This window comes from Marinomonas sp. THO17, assembly GCF_040436405.1.
In the GTDB taxonomy this organism is placed as follows: domain Bacteria; phylum Pseudomonadota; class Gammaproteobacteria; order Pseudomonadales; family Marinomonadaceae; genus Marinomonas.
The window spans coordinates 1,940,141-1,958,034 of the sequence record NZ_AP031575.1; the positions used below are offsets into that span (position 1 = coordinate 1,940,141).

The 17,894-nt window shown below is 36.9% G+C and carries 17 protein-coding genes; all 17 read right to left on the reverse strand.

From position 1 onward, the window contains the following. Position 1: 1 nt before the first annotated feature. The 17 genes from asnB to ABXS85_RS09340 all read right to left on the reverse strand — a co-directional run bounded on the left by asnB (position 2) and on the right by ABXS85_RS09340 (position 17,889). Positions 2-1,918, reverse strand: a complete 1,917-nt coding sequence (gene asnB, locus ABXS85_RS09260; protein WP_353669729.1) for an asparagine synthase (glutamine-hydrolyzing) — start codon at positions 1,916-1,918, stop codon at positions 2-4. After that, positions 1,918-3,042: a glycosyltransferase gene (locus ABXS85_RS09265; RefSeq protein ID WP_353669730.1), complete on the reverse strand. Its 1,125-nt coding sequence runs from the start codon at positions 3,040-3,042 to the stop codon at positions 1,918-1,920. Before ABXS85_RS09265 ends, asnB begins: the two co-directional genes overlap by 1 nt. 3 nt (positions 3,043-3,045) lie before the next feature. Next, positions 3,046-3,999, reverse strand: a complete 954-nt coding sequence (locus ABXS85_RS09270; protein WP_353669731.1) for a hypothetical protein — start codon at positions 3,997-3,999, stop codon at positions 3,046-3,048. Then, on the reverse strand, positions 3,996-4,781 hold the full coding sequence (locus ABXS85_RS09275; RefSeq protein WP_353669732.1) for a glycosyltransferase family 2 protein: 786 nt from the start codon (positions 4,779-4,781) through the stop codon (positions 3,996-3,998). The genes ABXS85_RS09270 and ABXS85_RS09275 overlap by 4 nt, the downstream gene beginning before the upstream one ends. After that, complete coding sequence (locus ABXS85_RS09280; protein ID WP_353669733.1) at positions 4,778-5,680, reverse strand: glycosyltransferase; 903 nt, start codon at positions 5,678-5,680, stop codon at positions 4,778-4,780. The genes ABXS85_RS09275 and ABXS85_RS09280 overlap by 4 nt, the downstream gene beginning before the upstream one ends. 34 nt (positions 5,681-5,714) lie before the next feature. Then, positions 5,715-7,511 (reverse strand): ABC transporter ATP-binding protein, encoded by a 1,797-nt coding sequence (locus ABXS85_RS09285; protein ID WP_353669734.1) that lies wholly within the window; start codon positions 7,509-7,511, stop codon positions 5,715-5,717. A gap of 1 nt (position 7,512) precedes the next feature. Beyond that, positions 7,513-8,427 (reverse strand): glycosyltransferase family 2 protein, encoded by a 915-nt coding sequence (locus ABXS85_RS09290; protein WP_353669735.1) that lies wholly within the window; start codon positions 8,425-8,427, stop codon positions 7,513-7,515. Next, positions 8,420-9,547 (reverse strand): DegT/DnrJ/EryC1/StrS family aminotransferase, encoded by a 1,128-nt coding sequence (locus tag ABXS85_RS09295; RefSeq protein ID WP_353669736.1) that lies wholly within the window; start codon positions 9,545-9,547, stop codon positions 8,420-8,422. Before ABXS85_RS09295 ends, ABXS85_RS09290 begins: the two co-directional genes overlap by 8 nt. After that, positions 9,544-10,005, reverse strand: coding sequence for an acyltransferase (locus ABXS85_RS09300; RefSeq protein WP_353669737.1), 462 nt, complete (start codon positions 10,003-10,005; stop codon positions 9,544-9,546). Before ABXS85_RS09300 ends, ABXS85_RS09295 begins: the two co-directional genes overlap by 4 nt. After that, positions 10,005-10,403, reverse strand: a complete 399-nt coding sequence (locus ABXS85_RS09305) for an FdtA/QdtA family cupin domain-containing protein (RefSeq protein ID WP_353669738.1) — start codon at positions 10,401-10,403, stop codon at positions 10,005-10,007. The genes ABXS85_RS09300 and ABXS85_RS09305 overlap by 1 nt, the downstream gene beginning before the upstream one ends. After that, entirely contained in the window at positions 10,400-11,281 is an 882-nt protein-coding gene (rfbA, locus tag ABXS85_RS09310) for a glucose-1-phosphate thymidylyltransferase RfbA (RefSeq protein WP_353669739.1), read from the reverse strand. Before rfbA ends, ABXS85_RS09305 begins: the two co-directional genes overlap by 4 nt. Beyond that, positions 11,278-12,366: a dTDP-glucose 4,6-dehydratase gene (rfbB, locus tag ABXS85_RS09315; RefSeq protein WP_353669740.1), complete on the reverse strand. Its 1,089-nt coding sequence runs from the start codon at positions 12,364-12,366 to the stop codon at positions 11,278-11,280. Before rfbB ends, rfbA begins: the two co-directional genes overlap by 4 nt. Before the next feature lie 157 nt (positions 12,367-12,523). Further along, positions 12,524-13,501 (reverse strand): alpha-1,2-fucosyltransferase, encoded by a 978-nt coding sequence (locus ABXS85_RS09320; protein WP_353669741.1) that lies wholly within the window; start codon positions 13,499-13,501, stop codon positions 12,524-12,526. Positions 13,502-13,728: 227 nt separating this feature from the next. Next, on the reverse strand, positions 13,729-14,691 hold the full coding sequence (locus tag ABXS85_RS09325; RefSeq protein WP_353669742.1) for a GDP-L-fucose synthase: 963 nt from the start codon (positions 14,689-14,691) through the stop codon (positions 13,729-13,731). Positions 14,692-14,706: 15 nt separating this feature from the next. Next, positions 14,707-15,243 carry a methyltransferase domain-containing protein gene (locus ABXS85_RS09330; protein ID WP_353669743.1) on the reverse strand — a complete coding sequence of 179 codons (537 nt, stop codon included), beginning with the start codon at positions 15,241-15,243 and terminating at the stop codon, positions 14,707-14,709. A gap of 41 nt (positions 15,244-15,284) precedes the next feature. After that, complete coding sequence (gmd, locus tag ABXS85_RS09335) at positions 15,285-16,379, reverse strand: GDP-mannose 4,6-dehydratase (RefSeq protein WP_353669744.1); 1,095 nt, start codon at positions 16,377-16,379, stop codon at positions 15,285-15,287. Positions 16,380-16,416: 37 nt separating this feature from the next. Continuing rightward, positions 16,417-17,889, reverse strand: coding sequence for a phosphomannomutase (locus ABXS85_RS09340; protein WP_353669745.1), 1,473 nt, complete (start codon positions 17,887-17,889; stop codon positions 16,417-16,419). Between the last annotated feature and the right edge of the window lie 5 nt (positions 17,890-17,894).

The following is a 17,894-nucleotide window of genomic DNA, read 5'->3' on the forward strand; positions in this document are numbered from 1 at the left end:
ATCAGCGATTCTGATCTAACCAAGCTTGAAACATCAACACAGTCCATAGCTGAGCTTGCCAGTTTCGTTTACCCGCAATGTGCTCTTGCCATTTTTGACGTACTAGCGATACATCAAAGAAGCCCTCTTCCTGTAATCGTTGTGTATCTAATAAATTTTCTGCCCATGCTTTTAATGGTCCTCTTAGCCATTCAGCCAAAGGCACACCAAAGCCCATTTTAGGACGTTCAATAAGCTCCTTAGGCACATGTTTATACAAAACTTCTCGTAGTACCCATTTACCAACACCATTACGAATTTTATATTCAAGTGGTAACGATGCAGCAAACTCTATAACAGATGGATCAAGAAAAGGAACACGAGTTTCTAGAGACACAGCCATTGCAGCACGATCTACCTTAGCTAATATATCAGTTGGCAAATATCCGACCATGTCTTGTACCATCATTCTTTCTATAGGCTTTAAAAAACTAAGATCTGGGGTGGCTAATACTCCCTTATTCCGATTTATCAACCACATATCAGGTTCATCAACACTAGATATTAAGCTTGTATACAAATCATCAACATTTTTACTAGATAAAACCTTAGCACCTTTATGAAGCTTATCGCCTATATTTACCTGAGGCCTATTCGAGGGAGTTATAATATTGAATAATTTAGACCAATGCTCGGGTGAAACAGATTGAATGCTACTGCTAACTAACTTACGTAACGGTACTGGAATTGGCGATAAATATTTCCAAATATTGTTAGTCATAGTGTAACGGTTATAACCACCAAACAACTCATCACCGGCATCACCAGATAGACTAACGGTGACTTTTTGCTTAGCTATTTGAGAAACCAAGTACGTCGGAATTTGAGAGGAATCAGCAAATGGTTCGTCATAAATGTGTGGCAGCTTAGGAATAACATCTAAAGCATCTTGCCCAGATACATACATATCGTAATGATCTGTGCTTAAATGCTGAGCAACAGCACGTGCATGTTCTGCTTCGTTATACTCTTTGTCATCAAAACCAATAGAGAAGGTTTTTATTTTTTTCATTGATTGAGCTTGCATCAACGCCACGATAGCACTTGAGTCCACTCCGCCAGACAAAAAAGCACCAAGCGGAACATCGGCATTCATTTGCAATGCAACCGCGCCTTTTAGAGTTTCTCCTAATCGAGCTACCGCATCATTTTCAGTGCCGCTGAAGGGACTCATCATTCCGCTTCTTTGCACCTCAACTGTTGACCAATAAATAGCCTTATTAACTGCATCATCACCTATTTTAACGCTGACAATACAGCCAGGCTCTAATTTATAGAGATTTTCATAAATAGAATAGGGTGCTGGAATAGCGTTATAACGAAGATATAATGCTAGCGCATCATGAGAAATCAAGTTATTAAATTTTGGCAATGTTCTAAGAGCTTTTAATTCTGAAGAAAATACGAAGTTATCATTGACCCAACCATAATAGAGTGGTTTTTCCCCCATTCGATCACGCGCAAGTGATAACGTTTCATTTTCCTTATCCCACAAAGCAATGGCAAACATGCCTTTGCTCTTTTTTAGGGTTGCTTCTAATCCCCATTTCTCGATCGCTGCTAATAATGTTTCTGTATCAGAATGACCACGCCAAAGCCTTGTCTCATCGCGCTCTAATTCAGTACGTAATAAATGATGATTATAAATTTCACCATTGAAGACTAATGCATACCTCTCAGATATTGATTGCATAGGTTGATGCCCAGCAGAGCTTAAATCCACAATAGATAACCTAGCATGTGCCAAACCGATACCCGCACTTTGGTCAAACCAAATCCCTTGATCGTCAGGGCCACGATGCCGAATTGCATTAACCATATTAGATAAATCAATATCTGGCGAAGTAGACTTCCCTAAAAAACCCGCTATTCCACACATTATCTTTTGTAGCCTTCTAGTTCTTTATACAGATCTATATAACGAGACACCATTTTATCTACAGAATACTTCTCAACTATACGTTGATTCAGCACTAGCCCAAGCTCATTTCGCTCCTCAACTGTTTTTTCCAACAAATCGATAAGTTTATTAGCTAAGTCGATAGAGTTATTAATTTCAGCAATAGGTACATTTTCCCCACCTAATGCTGCGGCATCACCAGCATCAGTAGATATACATGGAACGCCCGCTAACATAGCCTCTCCCAATACATTAGGAAACCCTTCACTACGTGAAGGCAAACAGAAAATATCCATTGCCTTTAAACACACAGAGACATCAGAACGTTCACCAACTAAAATAAAATTATCAGGATAAGATGTTTTGTTAATCCATCCAGTGACTTTCGAATTAGATAATTCCAAATCACGACCAACCATCAAAAATTTTATACTTGGAAACCGTTGTGAAATTAAATCAGCAGCAGCTATAAAAACGTCTTGTCCTTTATCTTGTGATAAACGACCGATACAACCAATAACAAAATCATTTTTTGATATACCAATATCTTTTTTAAATAAAGACACAGAACTAAGATCGACCTGAGACGCCTCTATATCAAAACCATTGGGTATGACCTTCATTTTAGAGGCATCATACCCAATTTCTATATGTTTCTCTTTCGCTTTTTCAGCGACGACAACAATTTTAGTAGGAATCCAATAAGACAACCAAGACAAAACTTTACGAATAATAGCCGTAATATAAGAACCTTTTTTTAGTTCCGTTGTCCGAATTCCCCAGATAATTTTTTGCCCCCCTGATAACATACTCGCAAAACTAGCAACCAGATCTGAATAATATAACCACGATTGAATAATTTCAGGCCTTTCATCTTTAATTATTTTATTTAACTGCAAAATAGCACTGGGGAAATGCATGATACTTTTAACATTCAAACAAAAAACATCAATACCTTCTAACCTTAGGTCGTCTGCAATTTTGCCTTCACTTTTCAAAGTAACAACTTTGACTTGAACTCCATCAGGTAGGTTTAATATTAGTTTCTTAAGTGCTATTTCGGCACCGCCTACGTCTAGACTATTAATCAAATAAAGAATCATAATCTAATATCGTTTATCATAGAGAGTTGAATACGAATCTGTAAGATCCTTCCCACCCCAGTCAAACCAGGATGCGTATATAACATCATTTACAGATAGTGATATTATAGCGTTAATAAATGTAGGTCTATCAAACATAGAAAAAAACAAAAACAAAAAAATAAAAAAAGAATAGAAATAAAAGAAATAAAATGGCACACAAATCGATTTTAAAAAATTAAACCTCTTAAAAAATTTATCTTTTCCCATATAAAACACAATAGAAACAATTATCAGACCATAAATTTCTTGACGCTTTCTATCAAAAACTTCTTCAAGCAAATTCATTACACTATACTCATTAATATAAAATCTTATAGGTGCAGGAATTGAGGATGTAAACAACACAGAACTAGTAGAAACATAGAAAAAAAACAGTAAAAGAAAAAAAGTACATAAGAAATAAACAATATTTCTCCTAAAAAACACCACACCAGCTAGACATAACAAAAATCCGACAGGGTGAAAAAAACCACCCAAAAGAAACACTCGCCTACCTGTAATCAAATATCCAACAAACCACATTAAAACCAGAGAAAGCCCGGAATAAAAAAAGGCAAGAAGATAAAGAAAAGTAATAAAAAAAACATCAAACAACAAAATAGATTGCTTATTATTCTCCTGACGATTACGCATTATTTTCTTGGCCGAATAATATACTGGAAAAGATATCAGGAATGAAGCAAGATAGCCAGCTGGAATACCAAGCCTTGATAATATTTCATATAAGTAACTTAAAAGCCAATATCTTGGAAAAACAACCTCACCAAAGAGAAGGTCCACTTGGTTTAATGTTTCATCATAAAAATAATAAGATACACTATGAGCATAGAAATCAAATCCTGTAGAGTTGTTCATAAAGACTAGTACAGAAAAAAAAGAAACAACCAAGCCAAACTTACTGATTCGAACACTCACAACTTAGACCACACAAAATTTATTGAATAATAAGCTAACCGCAAAAAAACCTTTGATAAATTCTTTAAACTCAAAAAATACCAATATCTAAGCAATCGAAAATTAAATAAAACCATTTTAGAAGAGCGTTTATGAATAGCAGCGGGAGCACATAATCTATCTTCTCCCTCCGAATCATATACTCTACAAATCAGATCAGAAAGAAAACCACCACGTTTATACTTATGAAGTATTTTGTAATATGCTAGTGATTCACACCCTCTCAAACTGGTTGGATAAATAAACTCAGAAATGGCCATTTTCGCTAAAACAGGTAGACATTCTCCAGAAACGCCTCCATTAATTAAAAAACTTAAATCAAATCTTCTTGCATCAAGGGGGGGGCCAATCAATTTTTTTTTCTGAGAGTCAATGCATCTAAAAAAATAAATCGAATAATTTGGATTTGCTGATATAGTTGACAGTATACTAGCGCCAGCATTATTAGTAAAAATATCATCCGAGTCCATAAAGACAATATAGTTACCGCTGGCATTATCAACACCTATATTTTTAGCACCCGTAACACCAATATTTTCTTTAAGCGCTATTAATTTTAAAATCCCTTGAGAAATTTCTTTAGAAAACCTTTCAGACAAAAAATCATATGTTCCATCTTGTGAAGCATCATCAACCACTATTAGTTCTTGAAAAAAACCTTCATCAATAATTCTCAAGGAGGATTCGATCGATGAAACCACTTTTCCTTTTCTATTATAAGTAGGAGTTACAATAGAGATCATTTCTTTATTCCAAAGAAACTCAGAGCATAACCAAAAAATGCTTTTGCATTAAAATTAGATCTCATAGAAGCTAATAAGTACTTTCTATAATACAAGCCTCCTTTATACCAACGCATTCCTCGCAAATGATGAGACATAACGCGAGAGACATCTTTATAATAAAAAGGGTATTTTGATAATATTATAGAGGCTGATATTAGATGATCTTGAAGCAATTCAATTCTAAAATTATTTTTTTCATTGGATGTAATATTATCATTATGACGACGATGTTTACTGAGAATATAATCCAAATAATTTATTTTCCCACCGTTTTCTAACGATTCAACCCAATATAACCAATCACTTGCGATCGGTACACGACTATCAAATCCGTGTTTAGGAGTAGAGTTTCTTCTAACCATAGCGGTGCATCCACCTACAAAACAGCCATAACGAATCATATGCCGTATATTCCCATCTATGCGTGGAGACAATTTACTTGAGTATGCAATAGTTTTCCCCGAAGAGGAATCAAAAACTTCAGAATCAGAATAACAAATTGCACAATCATCATTAGTTTCCATATAAGAAACCTGCTTGCTAAGTTTCTCTGGCAACATCAAATCATCTCCTCCCATCCAAGCAATATATTTTCCTGAGCAAGCAAAATGGGCAACATTTGAATTTAGTGTTATTCCCTGATTTTTTTCTGCTAAACACAAGACAAATTTTCCTGGGTACTCGAGATCATAACTACGCAACATATCTTGAGTACCATCAGTTGAATAGTCGTCAGCCACAACAATCTCAAAGTTTGGATAATCTTGCTCAAGACACGATTCAATACACTCCTTTAAATAATCTCTTTGATTATAAGTAATAATTGCGACACTAACTAATGGTAAATCTTGTTTCATTTAGTTTTCTCGATATCAATATCATGTAAATAGCTTAAGCGTGCTTTGCCATTTCTTTGAACATTATATTACGGTGCAATAATTCTTCGTAGTTTCCTTCATCAATAACTTTGCCTTTATCCATCAAATAAATAATGTCACATTTTTGAACCGTTTTTAGCCTGTGTGCGATCATAATAATGGTTTTTTTTCCTCCAAAATCATGAATAGCCTCCATAATAATTTTTTCGGTAATACCATCCAAAGCGCTAGTAGCTTCATCAAATATCAGAACATCAGCTTCATGATATAAAGCTCTAGCAATGCCAATGCGTTGACGCTGTCCTCCTGACAATTTAACGCCACGTTCACCGACATATGTATTAACACCATTAGGAAGCTGCTCAACTAACTCAGTCAAATGAGCTAATGCTAAAGCTTTATTAACTTGATTAAGATTTATCTCAGAACTAGGCAAACCAAAAGCAACGTTTTCAGCAATAGTCCCCTCACTTAAATAGATACTTTGCGGTACAAAGCCTATTGCCTTCTGCCACTTATATTTATTATTTTCGGTTATTTCAAGCTCATCAATCATTAATCTTCCTGAATTCGGAGTTAATAAACCAATAAGTATGTCTATTGTAGTTGACTTGCCAGAGCCTGATGATCCGACGATACCAATCACATTATTTACAGGAAAAACCATATCCAACTCATTTAATACATGACTTTCTTTTCCTGGATACTGAAAACTGATGTCTTTCAATACTATTTTATTTTTTGGCGAATAGCTTTTTCCAGTTGAAATCATCATAAGCCTTTCATCCTTTAATGACTGAACCAAATCCTCTTTAATTACTTCAAAAGCAGCTAAACTACCTTTAATTTGAGTAGCACTACTATAAATTTGTTGCAAAGCTGGTAGCAATTTAAAAGCGGCTAATGCATACACACCTAATACAGGCAATACAGAACCGAGGTCGCCCTGATATAGCTTGATCAAAAGCAAAACCAAAATTATCATTGCTCCGAAAGCAGTTAGCTCTATAAAATAACGAGGCACTTGACTTATAGCCGAGTTTGTTCCTTTTGCATAAGAAATTTCTTTACCACCTTTCTTAAATTCAAGGATGTATTCGTTATACCTATTCAATAAAATAATATCCTTTATACCGCCAAACCCTTCGTTCATTAGTCTAAAACGATCAGTTAAAATATTAGAAACTTTATTTCCATTAACACTCAACTGCTTACGAACTATTCTATAAAGAAAAAAATACGCTGTAAAAAAAATCCCTCCCCCTGTAATTGCAACAATTGGGTCATAAACAAAAATACTAATCGATATAAATATTGCCAAAATCACTTTCGAATTCATCAACATAAGAGGTTGAATAATACTATCACTAACACGTACAGCTTCTGTTGAGATTTTCTTTGTTAATACAGCACTGCTTTCAGAAGAATGGAACAACCAGTCTTTCCCCATATAATATTCATAAAGGCGGTCAGATATTTCAGTACCAACAATCGAACCATATAAAGATAACCGCCAGATAGTAAACATCGAAATGGTTGTTGACACAGTCAGCAAAAACAAAACGATCAAACCGCAAATAAAAAGAAAATCCATTGGCTCTTTTAATCCGGACCATTGATAAATTTGAGAGAAAATGCCCGGTTTATCCAATAACCCAATATCTCCTACCACTGCCATAAAAGGTGCAATTGATGCAATACCAACTAGCTCAGTAAAAGCCATCAAAATCACTAACAACTGAAGAATATAAAACTGTTTTCTTTGATGCGGCAAAAGGATAGAAAAAATCTGTCTAATAGCATTTAACATTTTATATTTTCCTTAATGATTTTAAAATTCTTAAAATCCTTTCTGAAAGTAAAGATCTAGCCAATACATATATAGAATTCCGATTAAGACAAATTAAATTCGAGGCCAATAAAAATTTTATAGAAGTCAGTTTACATCCATCATTCCAAAGATATTCAGACTGAGACAACATAATATTCGACAGAGCTTTTCTTCTATATTTTTCATCAACAAGACGAGAAGCAACATCTATTCTCATAGGGAAGGTTTTCCAATATTTTTTATAGGTGTTATCACCATGATTTCTATACAGAAAACATGGTATATCATAGTAGCCTACGCTATAATCTCTTAAAGCAACAATGATCATTGCCCAATCATCACTTTTGTAATCTCGTCTGATATGCATCAAATCCTTAAACAACTCAACCTTAAACAAGCCTGATTGTGCTAATGGCCCCCCCCAGTCTTGTTGACTAACATACTCTAAAGCCCTCCCAATCTTATAAAATTCCTTGAACTTATTAAGAAAATATTCTATTTTGTTGTAGCCATCATATATATACCCCCTAGAATATACACAATCAAAACTAGGGTTATTTTCGAGAAAATTAACTTGCTCTTTTATTTTATCTCTGCACATAACATCATCAGAAGCTAGGACTTGAATATATCGTCCTACAGAGTATTCTAACCCTATATTTAGAGAATGATTTATTCCACAATTAGATTCTTTAAATACAACTTCTATAGATCTATTATCAGCTTTATAGTTAGTATATTTTTTTAAGACTTGCCTTGTAGAATCAGTTGAACAATCATCGATAATTACTATATCAATTTGGCCTTCATAATTCTGATGCAAACAGCTTTCTATGGTTTCATCGATATAGTCAGCATGATTATATGAAGGTATTATTACAGTTACTTTATCCATTATTGCTCTCATAACTATTAATTATCCCTATAATTTCTATTATTTCATCATCTTCAATCATAGGACTAATTGGCAAGCTGAGTATTTTTTGATGAATAGCTTCTGTTATTGGGTAAACACTGCTATTCCAAGCTTCATAAGCCTTTTGCTTATGGGGAGGTATTGGATAGTGTATCAGTGTTTGTATGCCAGCTTCAGTAAGGTATTCTTGAAGGTTGTCACGGTTTTTTGTTTGCATTACGAATAAATGAAAAGCGTGGTTGGCTAGGCTTTCTAGGGTTAAATCAGGGCTTATTGGTAATTTTATCGCTGGGTTGGTAATGCCTTTTACGTAGGATAGGGCAACCTCACGACGGCGCTGTGTTTCGGTATCTAAATGGCGAAGCTTAACCCTAAGCATGGCGGCTTGGATTTCATCTAGTCGGCTGTTTACGCCTTGGTAGAGGTTTTCGTATTTTTTATTGCTGCCGTAGTTACCTAATGCTCGTATTGTCTGTGCAAGTTCATCGTCATTGGTCGAAATAGCACCTGCATCACCTAGTGCACCTAAATTTTTTCCTGAGTAAAAACTAAAACCACTAGCATGTCCCCAATTACCCGCTTTTATGCCATTTATACTTGCACCGTGCGCCTGTGCAGAATCTTCGAGGACTAATAAATTATGACGGTTGGCAATATCCATAATGGCTGGCATATCGGCCATTTGGCCATATAAATGAACAGGTAAAATAACCCGTGTTTTTGAGGTGATTGCCGCTTCTGCATTCTTTGGGCATAAGTTGTATGTCAACAGATTTGGTTCAACCAGCACTGGAACTAAACGATTTTCCGTTATCGCCAACACACTGGCAATATAAGTATTCGCAGGGACAATAACCTCATCCCCCTCTTTTAGCTTGCCCATTTCTTTCCATGCACGTAACGTCAGGATCAAAGCGTCCAAACCATTTGCCACACCGATACAGTGTTTAGTTCCGCAGTAATCAGCAAACTCTTGCTCAAAAGCTTTGACTTCTGTGCCTTGAATGTACCAACCTGAGTCAATAACACGCGCCGCGGCTTCAACAAGTTCGTTACGATATTGGGCATTAATTGCTTTAAGATCTAAAAATGGAATCATTTCATATACCTAATAATTTTTGCAGGGCTTCCAACAACAATCGCATAATCTGGAACGTCTTTTGTTACTACAGAACCAGCGCCAACCATTGCTTCAACGCCTATCGTAATGCCTGGTAATATTGTGGCATTCGCACCAATACTTGATCCTCTTTTTAACGTTATCCCTAAAAATTTTTCTGGGTATGCTTTAGAGCGCGGCATTAAGTCATTAGTGAAAGTGACATTTGGACCAATAAAAACATTATCTTCAATGCGAGTCCCATCCCACACGAATACACCTGATTTAATAGTAACGTTATTACCGATGGCAACATCTCCCTCAATTAGCGTATGAGCACATACATTACAATTACTTCCAATTTTAGCACCGTTTAAAATGACCACAAATTGCCATATTTTGGTATCCTCACCAATAATACTGGGCGCAACATCTGCTAAAGGATGCACATAAGCCATTATTTTATTTTCCCTATAAATTCAACATAATCACGAATATAGTCACTTTCATCGTAGTATTCACTGGCTAACACTAAAAGCACGCAGTCTTCACTGAAATCATGCATTTCTCGCCATACCATGTCTTCAATTAAAATGCCTTTTGAGGCCGAATCCAACCACACTTCTTCACGATACTTACCATCATCTAAAACCATACGGCATCGACCTGTCACACAAACCGCTACTTGCTTTAGCTGCTTATGCGCATGAAAACCACGAGCAACACCTTCCTGAGTACCAAATATGTAGTAAACGCGTTTAATATCAAATGGAATGGATTGCTGACTCTCTAACGCGACTAATGAACCACGATCATCACCTAAAGAAGGGAAATTAATTAACTGAATCAAACTCACTTGCTTTCCTTAATAATTTCCAGTAAATATTGGCCATAGCTGTTTTTTTGAAGTACTTTTGCCTGTTTTTCAAGCTCTTCTTTTGTTAACCAGCCATAATTAAACGCAATCTCTTCCAAACAGGCTATTTTGTAACCTTGTCGCTTTTCAATGGTCTCGACAAATTGCGCAGCTTCTAGCAAACTCTCATGAGTACCAGTATCTAACCAAGCAAAGCCTCGACCTAGCATCTCCACATTTAGCATATTTTCCTTGAGGTACATTTCATTGAGACAAGTAATCTCAAGTTCATCACGTTCAGAGGGTTTTATCTTTTTAGCCAACTTAACGACAGAGTTATCGTAAAAATACAGTCCCGTTACCGCAAAATGAGATTTTGGTTTAATCGGCTTTTCTTCTATCGAAATGGCTTTTTGGTTTTCATCAAATTCGACAACCCCAAAACGCTCAGGATCTTTCACTTGGTAACCAAATACAGTTGCACCTTGACCATTTTTCGCGTTTTCCACAGCATGCTTTAACTTAGGTGTAAAACCTTGACCGTAGAAAATATTATCTCCCAAGACCAAACACACACTATCACTGCCAATAAAGTCTTCACCTAGAATGAAGGCTTGAGCAAGCCCATCAGGGCTCGGCTGCACCACATAACTTAATTTAACACCAAACTTCGTCCCATCATCCAAAAGACGCTGAAAGCTTGCTTGATCTTCCGGCGTGGTAATAATGAGTATCTCTCGAATACCGGCCAACATAAGCACAGAAAGAGGATAGTAAATCAGTGGCTTGTCATAGACAGGAAGTAGTTGTTTAGACACCCCAATGGTAATTGGATAAAGCCGCGTACCTGAACCGCCAGCTAGTACTATGCCTTTCATTGTTGCAACTCCTGATCTAAAGTACCCAAGCGCTCACGCTGATAAGAACCATCTTGAACATTGTTACACCAATCTTGGTTAGCCAAATACCATTCAACGGTTTTACGTAGTCCTGTTTCGAAAGTTTCACGTGGTCGCCAGCCCAATTCACAACTCATCTTTGATGAATCAATGGCATAGCGACGATCATGACCTGGGCGATCGGTCACAAATGTGATCTGTTCCGCGTATTTAGTTTCTTTAGGACGAAGTTCATCCAAAATCGCACAAATGGCTTTAACCACGTCAACGTTTTTCTTTTCGTTGTGACCGCCGATATTGTAGGTCTCGCCTACTTCACCTTCAGTAACAACTTTATACAAGGCTTGAGCATGATCTTCTACATACAACCAGTCGCGTACTTGATCACCTTTGCCATATATAGGCAAAGGCTTACCTTCTAATGCATTTAGAATAACCAATGGAATTAGCTTTTCTGGAAAATGATATGGTCCATAGTTATTAGAACAATTAGTCACTATCGTTGGGAAACCATAAGTGCGCAACCAAGCACGAACCAAATGATCACTGGAAGCTTTACTCGCAGAATAAGGGCTGCTAGGTGCATAAGGTGTGGTTTCTGTAAATAATGGTAGCTCACCTTTGATTTCATCAGGGTGTGGCAAGTCACCGTAAACTTCATCTGTGGAAATATGGTGGAAACGAAATGCGTTTTTTCGATTTTCTTCCAAAGAATTCCAATACTCACGAGCTGCTTCCAACAATGTGTAAGTTCCCACTATATTGGTTTGAATAAAATCGGCAGGACCAGTAATAGAGCGATCAACGTGACTTTCTGCAGCTAAATGCATCACAGCATCTGGTTGCTGTGTTTGAAAAACACAGTCTAGCGCTACTTTATCACTAATATCAACCCGTTCGAAGGCATAACGAGCTGACTTATCAACATCAGTAAGACTTTCGAGATTTCCCGCGTAAGTCAGCTTATCAACATTCACTACACTGTCTTGGGTATTTTGGATAATGTAGCGGATTACTGCAGAACCAATAAAACCCGCACCGCCTGTTACTAATATACACGCCACTGTGCAATAACCTCTTCATTCCAGTACATAATCTTGATATTACCTCCTAACCCTTACCTATCAACCCAAAAAACACTAAAAATAAAAGAAAAACCAAAAAAACATTACCAAAGCAGCTATTAAGATTAATTATTAAAAAAACATCCTCTATCGCAAACTATTCTACTACAATCCAGTCTGCTGGATAATAATCTTCAGGATAGTTATATTTTTCAATGCCACATGCCTCTCTAGCTCTTAAAACAATTTTATTGGGATTTCTATTAAGGTATGCAGCCCACCAAGCAAAAGAACTAAAACCAGTCGTTATATTATTCTGGCAGCAGCTCATTAAATATAAATCTTCATACCCATGGTCAGCGTCATTATGATCAACCAATCGATAATTCTCTGGAAGATTAAAATTCTCTCTAACCCAATCCATATCGTTAGAAAATATAAAAAACACTGGATCCTCTATTCTATCCAAAAAATAATTTATAGCTTTTTTATAATACTCCCTATTTATAATACCTTTATACCATAAAGAAACTTCATCAATACTTACAGCATCACCTCTTCTTATATGAACAGATATAGAATTAACACTTTCAATATGAGACTTAACATCTCTACCAATATCACTCAATGGAACCTTCAAGGTCGAAAGCTCTTCAATCAGATCTTCTTTAATAAAATCAAAATACTTATAACTTGAAAAAAAACCTCTCAAAAAACAATCTTTATCGACTAAAAATATATCTTTACGAAAGCTTAACGTCCAATCTACTCTATCATCTTCTAAAAAGACTTTTCTATTATCAAAAACACCATCAGAACTAGGCAATTTAATTATTTTACTAGATCTTAACCTTCTAGCCAAAAAAAGCAAAATACGATTTTTTCTAACAAAGTCTACAAACCAATTAATCAACCCTTTCTCTTTTTTTACTCCTGATATAAAAAAATCAACCTCATCCTCTGAAATAAAATCTAACTCTTCAACAAATTTATCTAAACCAAACCACTCTTCATCTAGATTTATCGGATCCTTATACAATTTAAGAGTTGTACCTTTCATTTTAGCAATAGCTTTACCTGTACTATACTGAAAAAGCTGATTACCTAGACCGCATTTCAAGTTAATTATAATCAAAACCAACACCTAAAATTAAATTTCTATTGAACTAAACCATGACACTTAGCTAGAACTTTACCAAAAAGTATCACAACTCAGCGATATTACCTTCTAGCAAAAATTTTCCATAGGCTCTACATTTTTTCAATATCACAAATAGAACTGAGCACAAAATCAGAATTCAGTGTAGTAGTGAAACTGCCCACCTTGGGCTGTACTAAATAACATCATTATCTTTACTAAAATTAGCATTTAACACTCATTTGATTCGCCAAAAACCACTCATAGCTTTTCGTCAAACCTTGCTCCAAGCCAACCTTCGCAGTCCACCCAAGCCTTCCCAAACGAGATACATCCATGAGCTTTCTAGGTGAACCATCTGACTTACTGGTATCCCATTCAATTTTCCCTTGGTAGCCCACCACCTTCGCAACCGTTTCTGTAAGCTCTTTGATCGTACAATCAACCCCACTGCCTACGTTAATGTGTGACAGCATCGGCCGAGTTTCTTTCTGATAGGTCTCATCGTCTAAATTCATTACAAAAATAGACGCTGCTGCCATGTCATCCACGTATAAGAACTCACGCATGGGCGTACCCGTTCCCCATGCAATCACCACTGGTGAATTAGCTTCTTTGGCTTCATGGAAACGACGAATCAACGCTGGAATAACATGACTATTTTCTGGGTGAAAATTATCGTTTTCTCCATATAAATTTGTTGGCATGACACTACGGTAATCACAACCATATTGACGATTATAGCTTTCACAGAGTTTGATACCAGCAATCTTAGCAATAGCATAAGGCTCATTTGAGGGCTCTAATATTGCTGTAAGTAATGCATCTTCTTGCATCGGTTGCTTTGCTAACTTTGGATAGATGCAGGATGATCCTAAAAACAAAAGCTTTTGAACATCATTTTTGTGTGCAGCATGAATAACATTAGCTTCAATCATGAGATTTTCATAAATGAAATCAGCTGGATAAACATTGTTTGCATGTATGCCGCCAACTTTTGCTGCAGCTAAGTAAACTTGGTCTATAGACTGTTCTGCGAAAAAATTTTGTACCGCTTGCTGATTCGTCAGATCAAGCTCATTTCGATCAGCTGTAATAATATAATTATTCAGATCTTGGGACAGTTGGCGAACCAGCGCACTCCCCACCATCCCATTATGACCAGCTACAAAAATTCTTACACTCATTTAAATATCTACCTTTTATTTCATAGCCTCAATATTCAAACTCATTAAAAGCCCGTTTTCCTTATCCATATGAGGCAGATATGCCTGTGAAAAATCATCTAAATCACAGTGTTCAGTATTTCTCCAGTCATATAATGCAACTTCTCTAAAGCCCACACACTTCAACTTTTCTGTTAGTAAATTTTCATCAAAAATCATGTTGTGATAGTCATTCTGATTAGCTTTCTGCCCCCCCACCACCAACCCCAAAAGAAGCTCTAGATCTTTAGGATTATCATTATAATACTTAACAACTGCACCAAAATCAGGCACTGCAACCCTTAAAATACCGTTTGGCTTTAACACTCTAAACCATTCCATGAGCACCTTTTTATACTCATTTCTTCCAAAATGCTCTAGAACGTGTGAAGCATAAATAAGATCAACAGAGTTATCCCCCGCAAAATGTAAATCATCAACCGAAGTTTTATAATCTATGTGATCTAAATCTAACAAATCTATATGAACAAACCCTGCTATAAATTTTTTACCACATCCTAAATGTAGCTTCATAAATTACTCCTAATTTCAATTTCAAAAGAAAATTTCTTGTCTTAACCATAACTATTTAGCAAAGAATAACGTTTAGCGAGCTTTAAGTCTTCTCCGACCATTTCAGCACACATTTCTTGCACAGTAATCTCTGGTATCCAACCCAATTTTTGCTTCGCTTTACTTGGGTCACCCAATAGGGTTTCTACTTCTGCAGGGCGGAAATAACGTGGGTCTATCTGTACCACCACATCACCGACTTTAAGTGAAGGCGCTTTATCACCCTCAATTTCGGTAACAATGGCCTTTTCATTTATCCCTTCACCTTCAAACTTCAAACTAATACCCAGCTCTTTTGCCGACCATTCGATAAACTGGCGCACAGAATATTGCACACCTGTGGCAATTACAAAGTCTTCCGCTTGTTCTTGTTGAAGCATCATCCACTGCATGCGCACATAGTCTTTAGCATGGCCCCAGTCACGCAAAGCATCCATGTTCCCCATGTACAGGCATTTCTCTAAACCTTGTGCAATGTTTGCCAAACCACGGGTAATCTTACGAGTTACGAAGGTCTCACCACGACGAGGCGATTCATGGTTAAACAAAATGCCATTACACGCATACATGCCGTAACATTCACGATAATTCACCACAATCCAATAAGCATACATTTTCGCTACAGCATAAGGCGAACGAGGATAAAAAGGCGTGGTTTCTTTTTGAGGTATTTCCTGCACTAAGCCGTAAAGTTCAGAAGTAGAGGCTTGATAGAATTTGGTTTTTTTTTCTAAACCCAACAAACGAATCGCTTCCAACAAACGTAGTGTACCCATAGCATCTACATCCGCTGTATATTCAGGTGATTCAAACGAAACCGCCACATGAGACTGAGCTCCAAGGTTATAAACTTCATCCGGCTGTACTTCTTGTAAAATACGCGTTAAGTTCGAAGAATCGGTCAAATCACCATAGTGTAAAATGAAGTTAGCATTATCCACATGAGGATCTTGAAGAATATGGTCGACACGCTGCGTATTAAATGAGGAAGCACGACGTTTAATACCGTGTACTTCGTAGCCTTTTTCTAATAAAAACTCGGCTAGATAAGAACCATCCTGGCCTGTTACACCGGTAATGAGTGCTTTTTTCTTCATTTGAACTCCAAACTATTCTTTTCTTTGTAATTAATATCTAGTTAACTAAATCTATAACTTTTTTAACTATTTGAATTGATTGCCAATAACTACTAGCTTCCACATAACACCTCAGCTCAGGTGCATTCCCAGAAGGTCTTAAGTGAATAATATCGTCGTTATTTAGCGTTATTCGCAGTCCATCGGTTTCATCCATAGAAACCACTTTTAGCGTTTCGCCTTCCACTGATATAGCTGACAATAGTTCAGCTTGCTTCACTTTACTGTTTTTTAACTCGGTAATTAATTGCTTACTGTTTTCTGTTGGTATGTCTTTAACTCGATCACTCGCAGTATATCTTGCAGCAAAGTTTTCGGATAAACGGCTAATGGGCTTATTCTCATTGTGAGACATGGCGAAGACGATGAGGATAGGTAATATAGAGTCGCGCGTTGGTAAGGCTTTCAAAATTTGTTCATTCAGAAGCAAATCTGATCTAACCAAAAAACCACCGTTCGCTTCATATCCTACAACACTAGCATTCTCATTCGATTCAGCCAGTTTTTCCATCCCTGCAATCACATAAGGAGAACCTATCTTGGTTCTTAAACTGGCTCTTTTAGGAATCTGTTTTATTCCTTCCAACTCCAAAACAGAGTTCACATTCACCGGCGCTGCGACATGCGTTGCCTTAAGGTAATTTGCACAGAGCACACCAAGAATATCACCTCGTAACCATTCGCCTTTGTCGTTGGCAATAAGCGGTCTATCACCATCTCCATCCGTCGAAACAATAGCATCCAGTAAATGATCTTTCGCCCAGTTTAATCCTTTTTGCACATCCTCTTGTGATACCGCTTCGGTATCAATTGGCACAAAGGTATCTGTTCGCTCTAACGAAACTACTTCGGCACCAAAGTGCACCAAAAGATCTTTGATGACATCACGGGCAACACTGGAATGCTCATATACGCCAATACGCTTTCCTTGAAGCATGTTTTTTGGGAACAAAGTAGTGTATCGCTGCTTAAATGACGCAATCGCAGAGGTATCTATTTTCGGTAAAGTAAAATTAGCAACTTGATCGACAATGGATTCAGGGATCTCAAAACTGCCCTCCAAGATAGCCGCTTCATCCATTTTACTTATTTCACCATCAGGTCGATAAAATTTGATGCCATTGCGATCAAAGGGAATATGGCTACCAGTAATCATTACGGCTGGCATGGTGTTTTGCATGGCATAAAAAGCAAGAGCGGGGGTTGGCAAATCCCCACAGTAAATCACTTCCACCCCTTTAGATTCAACGGCAAGAATGCAAGCCTTAGCCATATCAGGACTACTGGGTCGCAAATCGATCCCTATCGCAACTCGATCAGCAGTAGGGCAAACCGTTTGCAAAAACGAGCGAACATAAGCAAAGCATAAGGCAGGAGTAAGGTCCTTAACCAATCCTCGCACACCACTGGTACCAAATGCCACACCCAATGCCTCACTCAGCTGTTGTACTTTTAAGGCCTTTAACATCATATTCA

Bases quoted from the DNA above. Each gene is read 5' to 3' on its own strand.
- asnB (WP_353669729.1), bottom strand. From the start codon at position 1,918: ATGTGTGGAATAGCGGGTTTTTTAGGGAAGTCTACTTCGCCAGATATT.
- ABXS85_RS09265 (WP_353669730.1), bottom strand. From the start codon at position 3,042: ATGATTCTTTATTTGATTAATAGTCTAGACGTAGGCGGTGCCGAAATA.
- ABXS85_RS09275 (WP_353669732.1), bottom strand. From the start codon at position 4,781: ATGATCTCTATTGTAACTCCTACTTATAATAGAAAAGGAAAAGTGGTT.
- ABXS85_RS09280 (WP_353669733.1), bottom strand. From the start codon at position 5,680: ATGAAACAAGATTTACCATTAGTTAGTGTCGCAATTATTACTTATAAT.
- ABXS85_RS09285 (WP_353669734.1), bottom strand. From the start codon at position 7,511: ATGTTAAATGCTATTAGACAGATTTTTTCTATCCTTTTGCCGCATCAA.
- ABXS85_RS09290 (WP_353669735.1), bottom strand. From the start codon at position 8,427: ATGGATAAAGTAACTGTAATAATACCTTCATATAATCATGCTGACTAT.
- ABXS85_RS09295 (WP_353669736.1), bottom strand. From the start codon at position 9,547: ATGATTCCATTTTTAGATCTTAAAGCAATTAATGCCCAATATCGTAAC.
- ABXS85_RS09300 (WP_353669737.1), bottom strand. From the start codon at position 10,005: ATGGCTTATGTGCATCCTTTAGCAGATGTTGCGCCCAGTATTATTGGT.
- rfbA (WP_353669739.1), bottom strand. From the start codon at position 11,281: ATGAAAGGCATAGTACTAGCTGGCGGTTCAGGTACGCGGCTTTATCCA.
- ABXS85_RS09325 (WP_353669742.1), bottom strand. From the start codon at position 14,691: ATGAGTGTAAGAATTTTTGTAGCTGGTCATAATGGGATGGTGGGGAGT.
- ABXS85_RS09330 (WP_353669743.1), bottom strand. From the start codon at position 15,243: ATGAAGCTACATTTAGGATGTGGTAAAAAATTTATAGCAGGGTTTGTT.
- gmd (WP_353669744.1), bottom strand. From the start codon at position 16,379: ATGAAGAAAAAAGCACTCATTACCGGTGTAACAGGCCAGGATGGTTCT.
- ABXS85_RS09340 (WP_353669745.1), bottom strand. From the start codon at position 17,889: ATGATGTTAAAGGCCTTAAAAGTACAACAGCTGAGTGAGGCATTGGGT.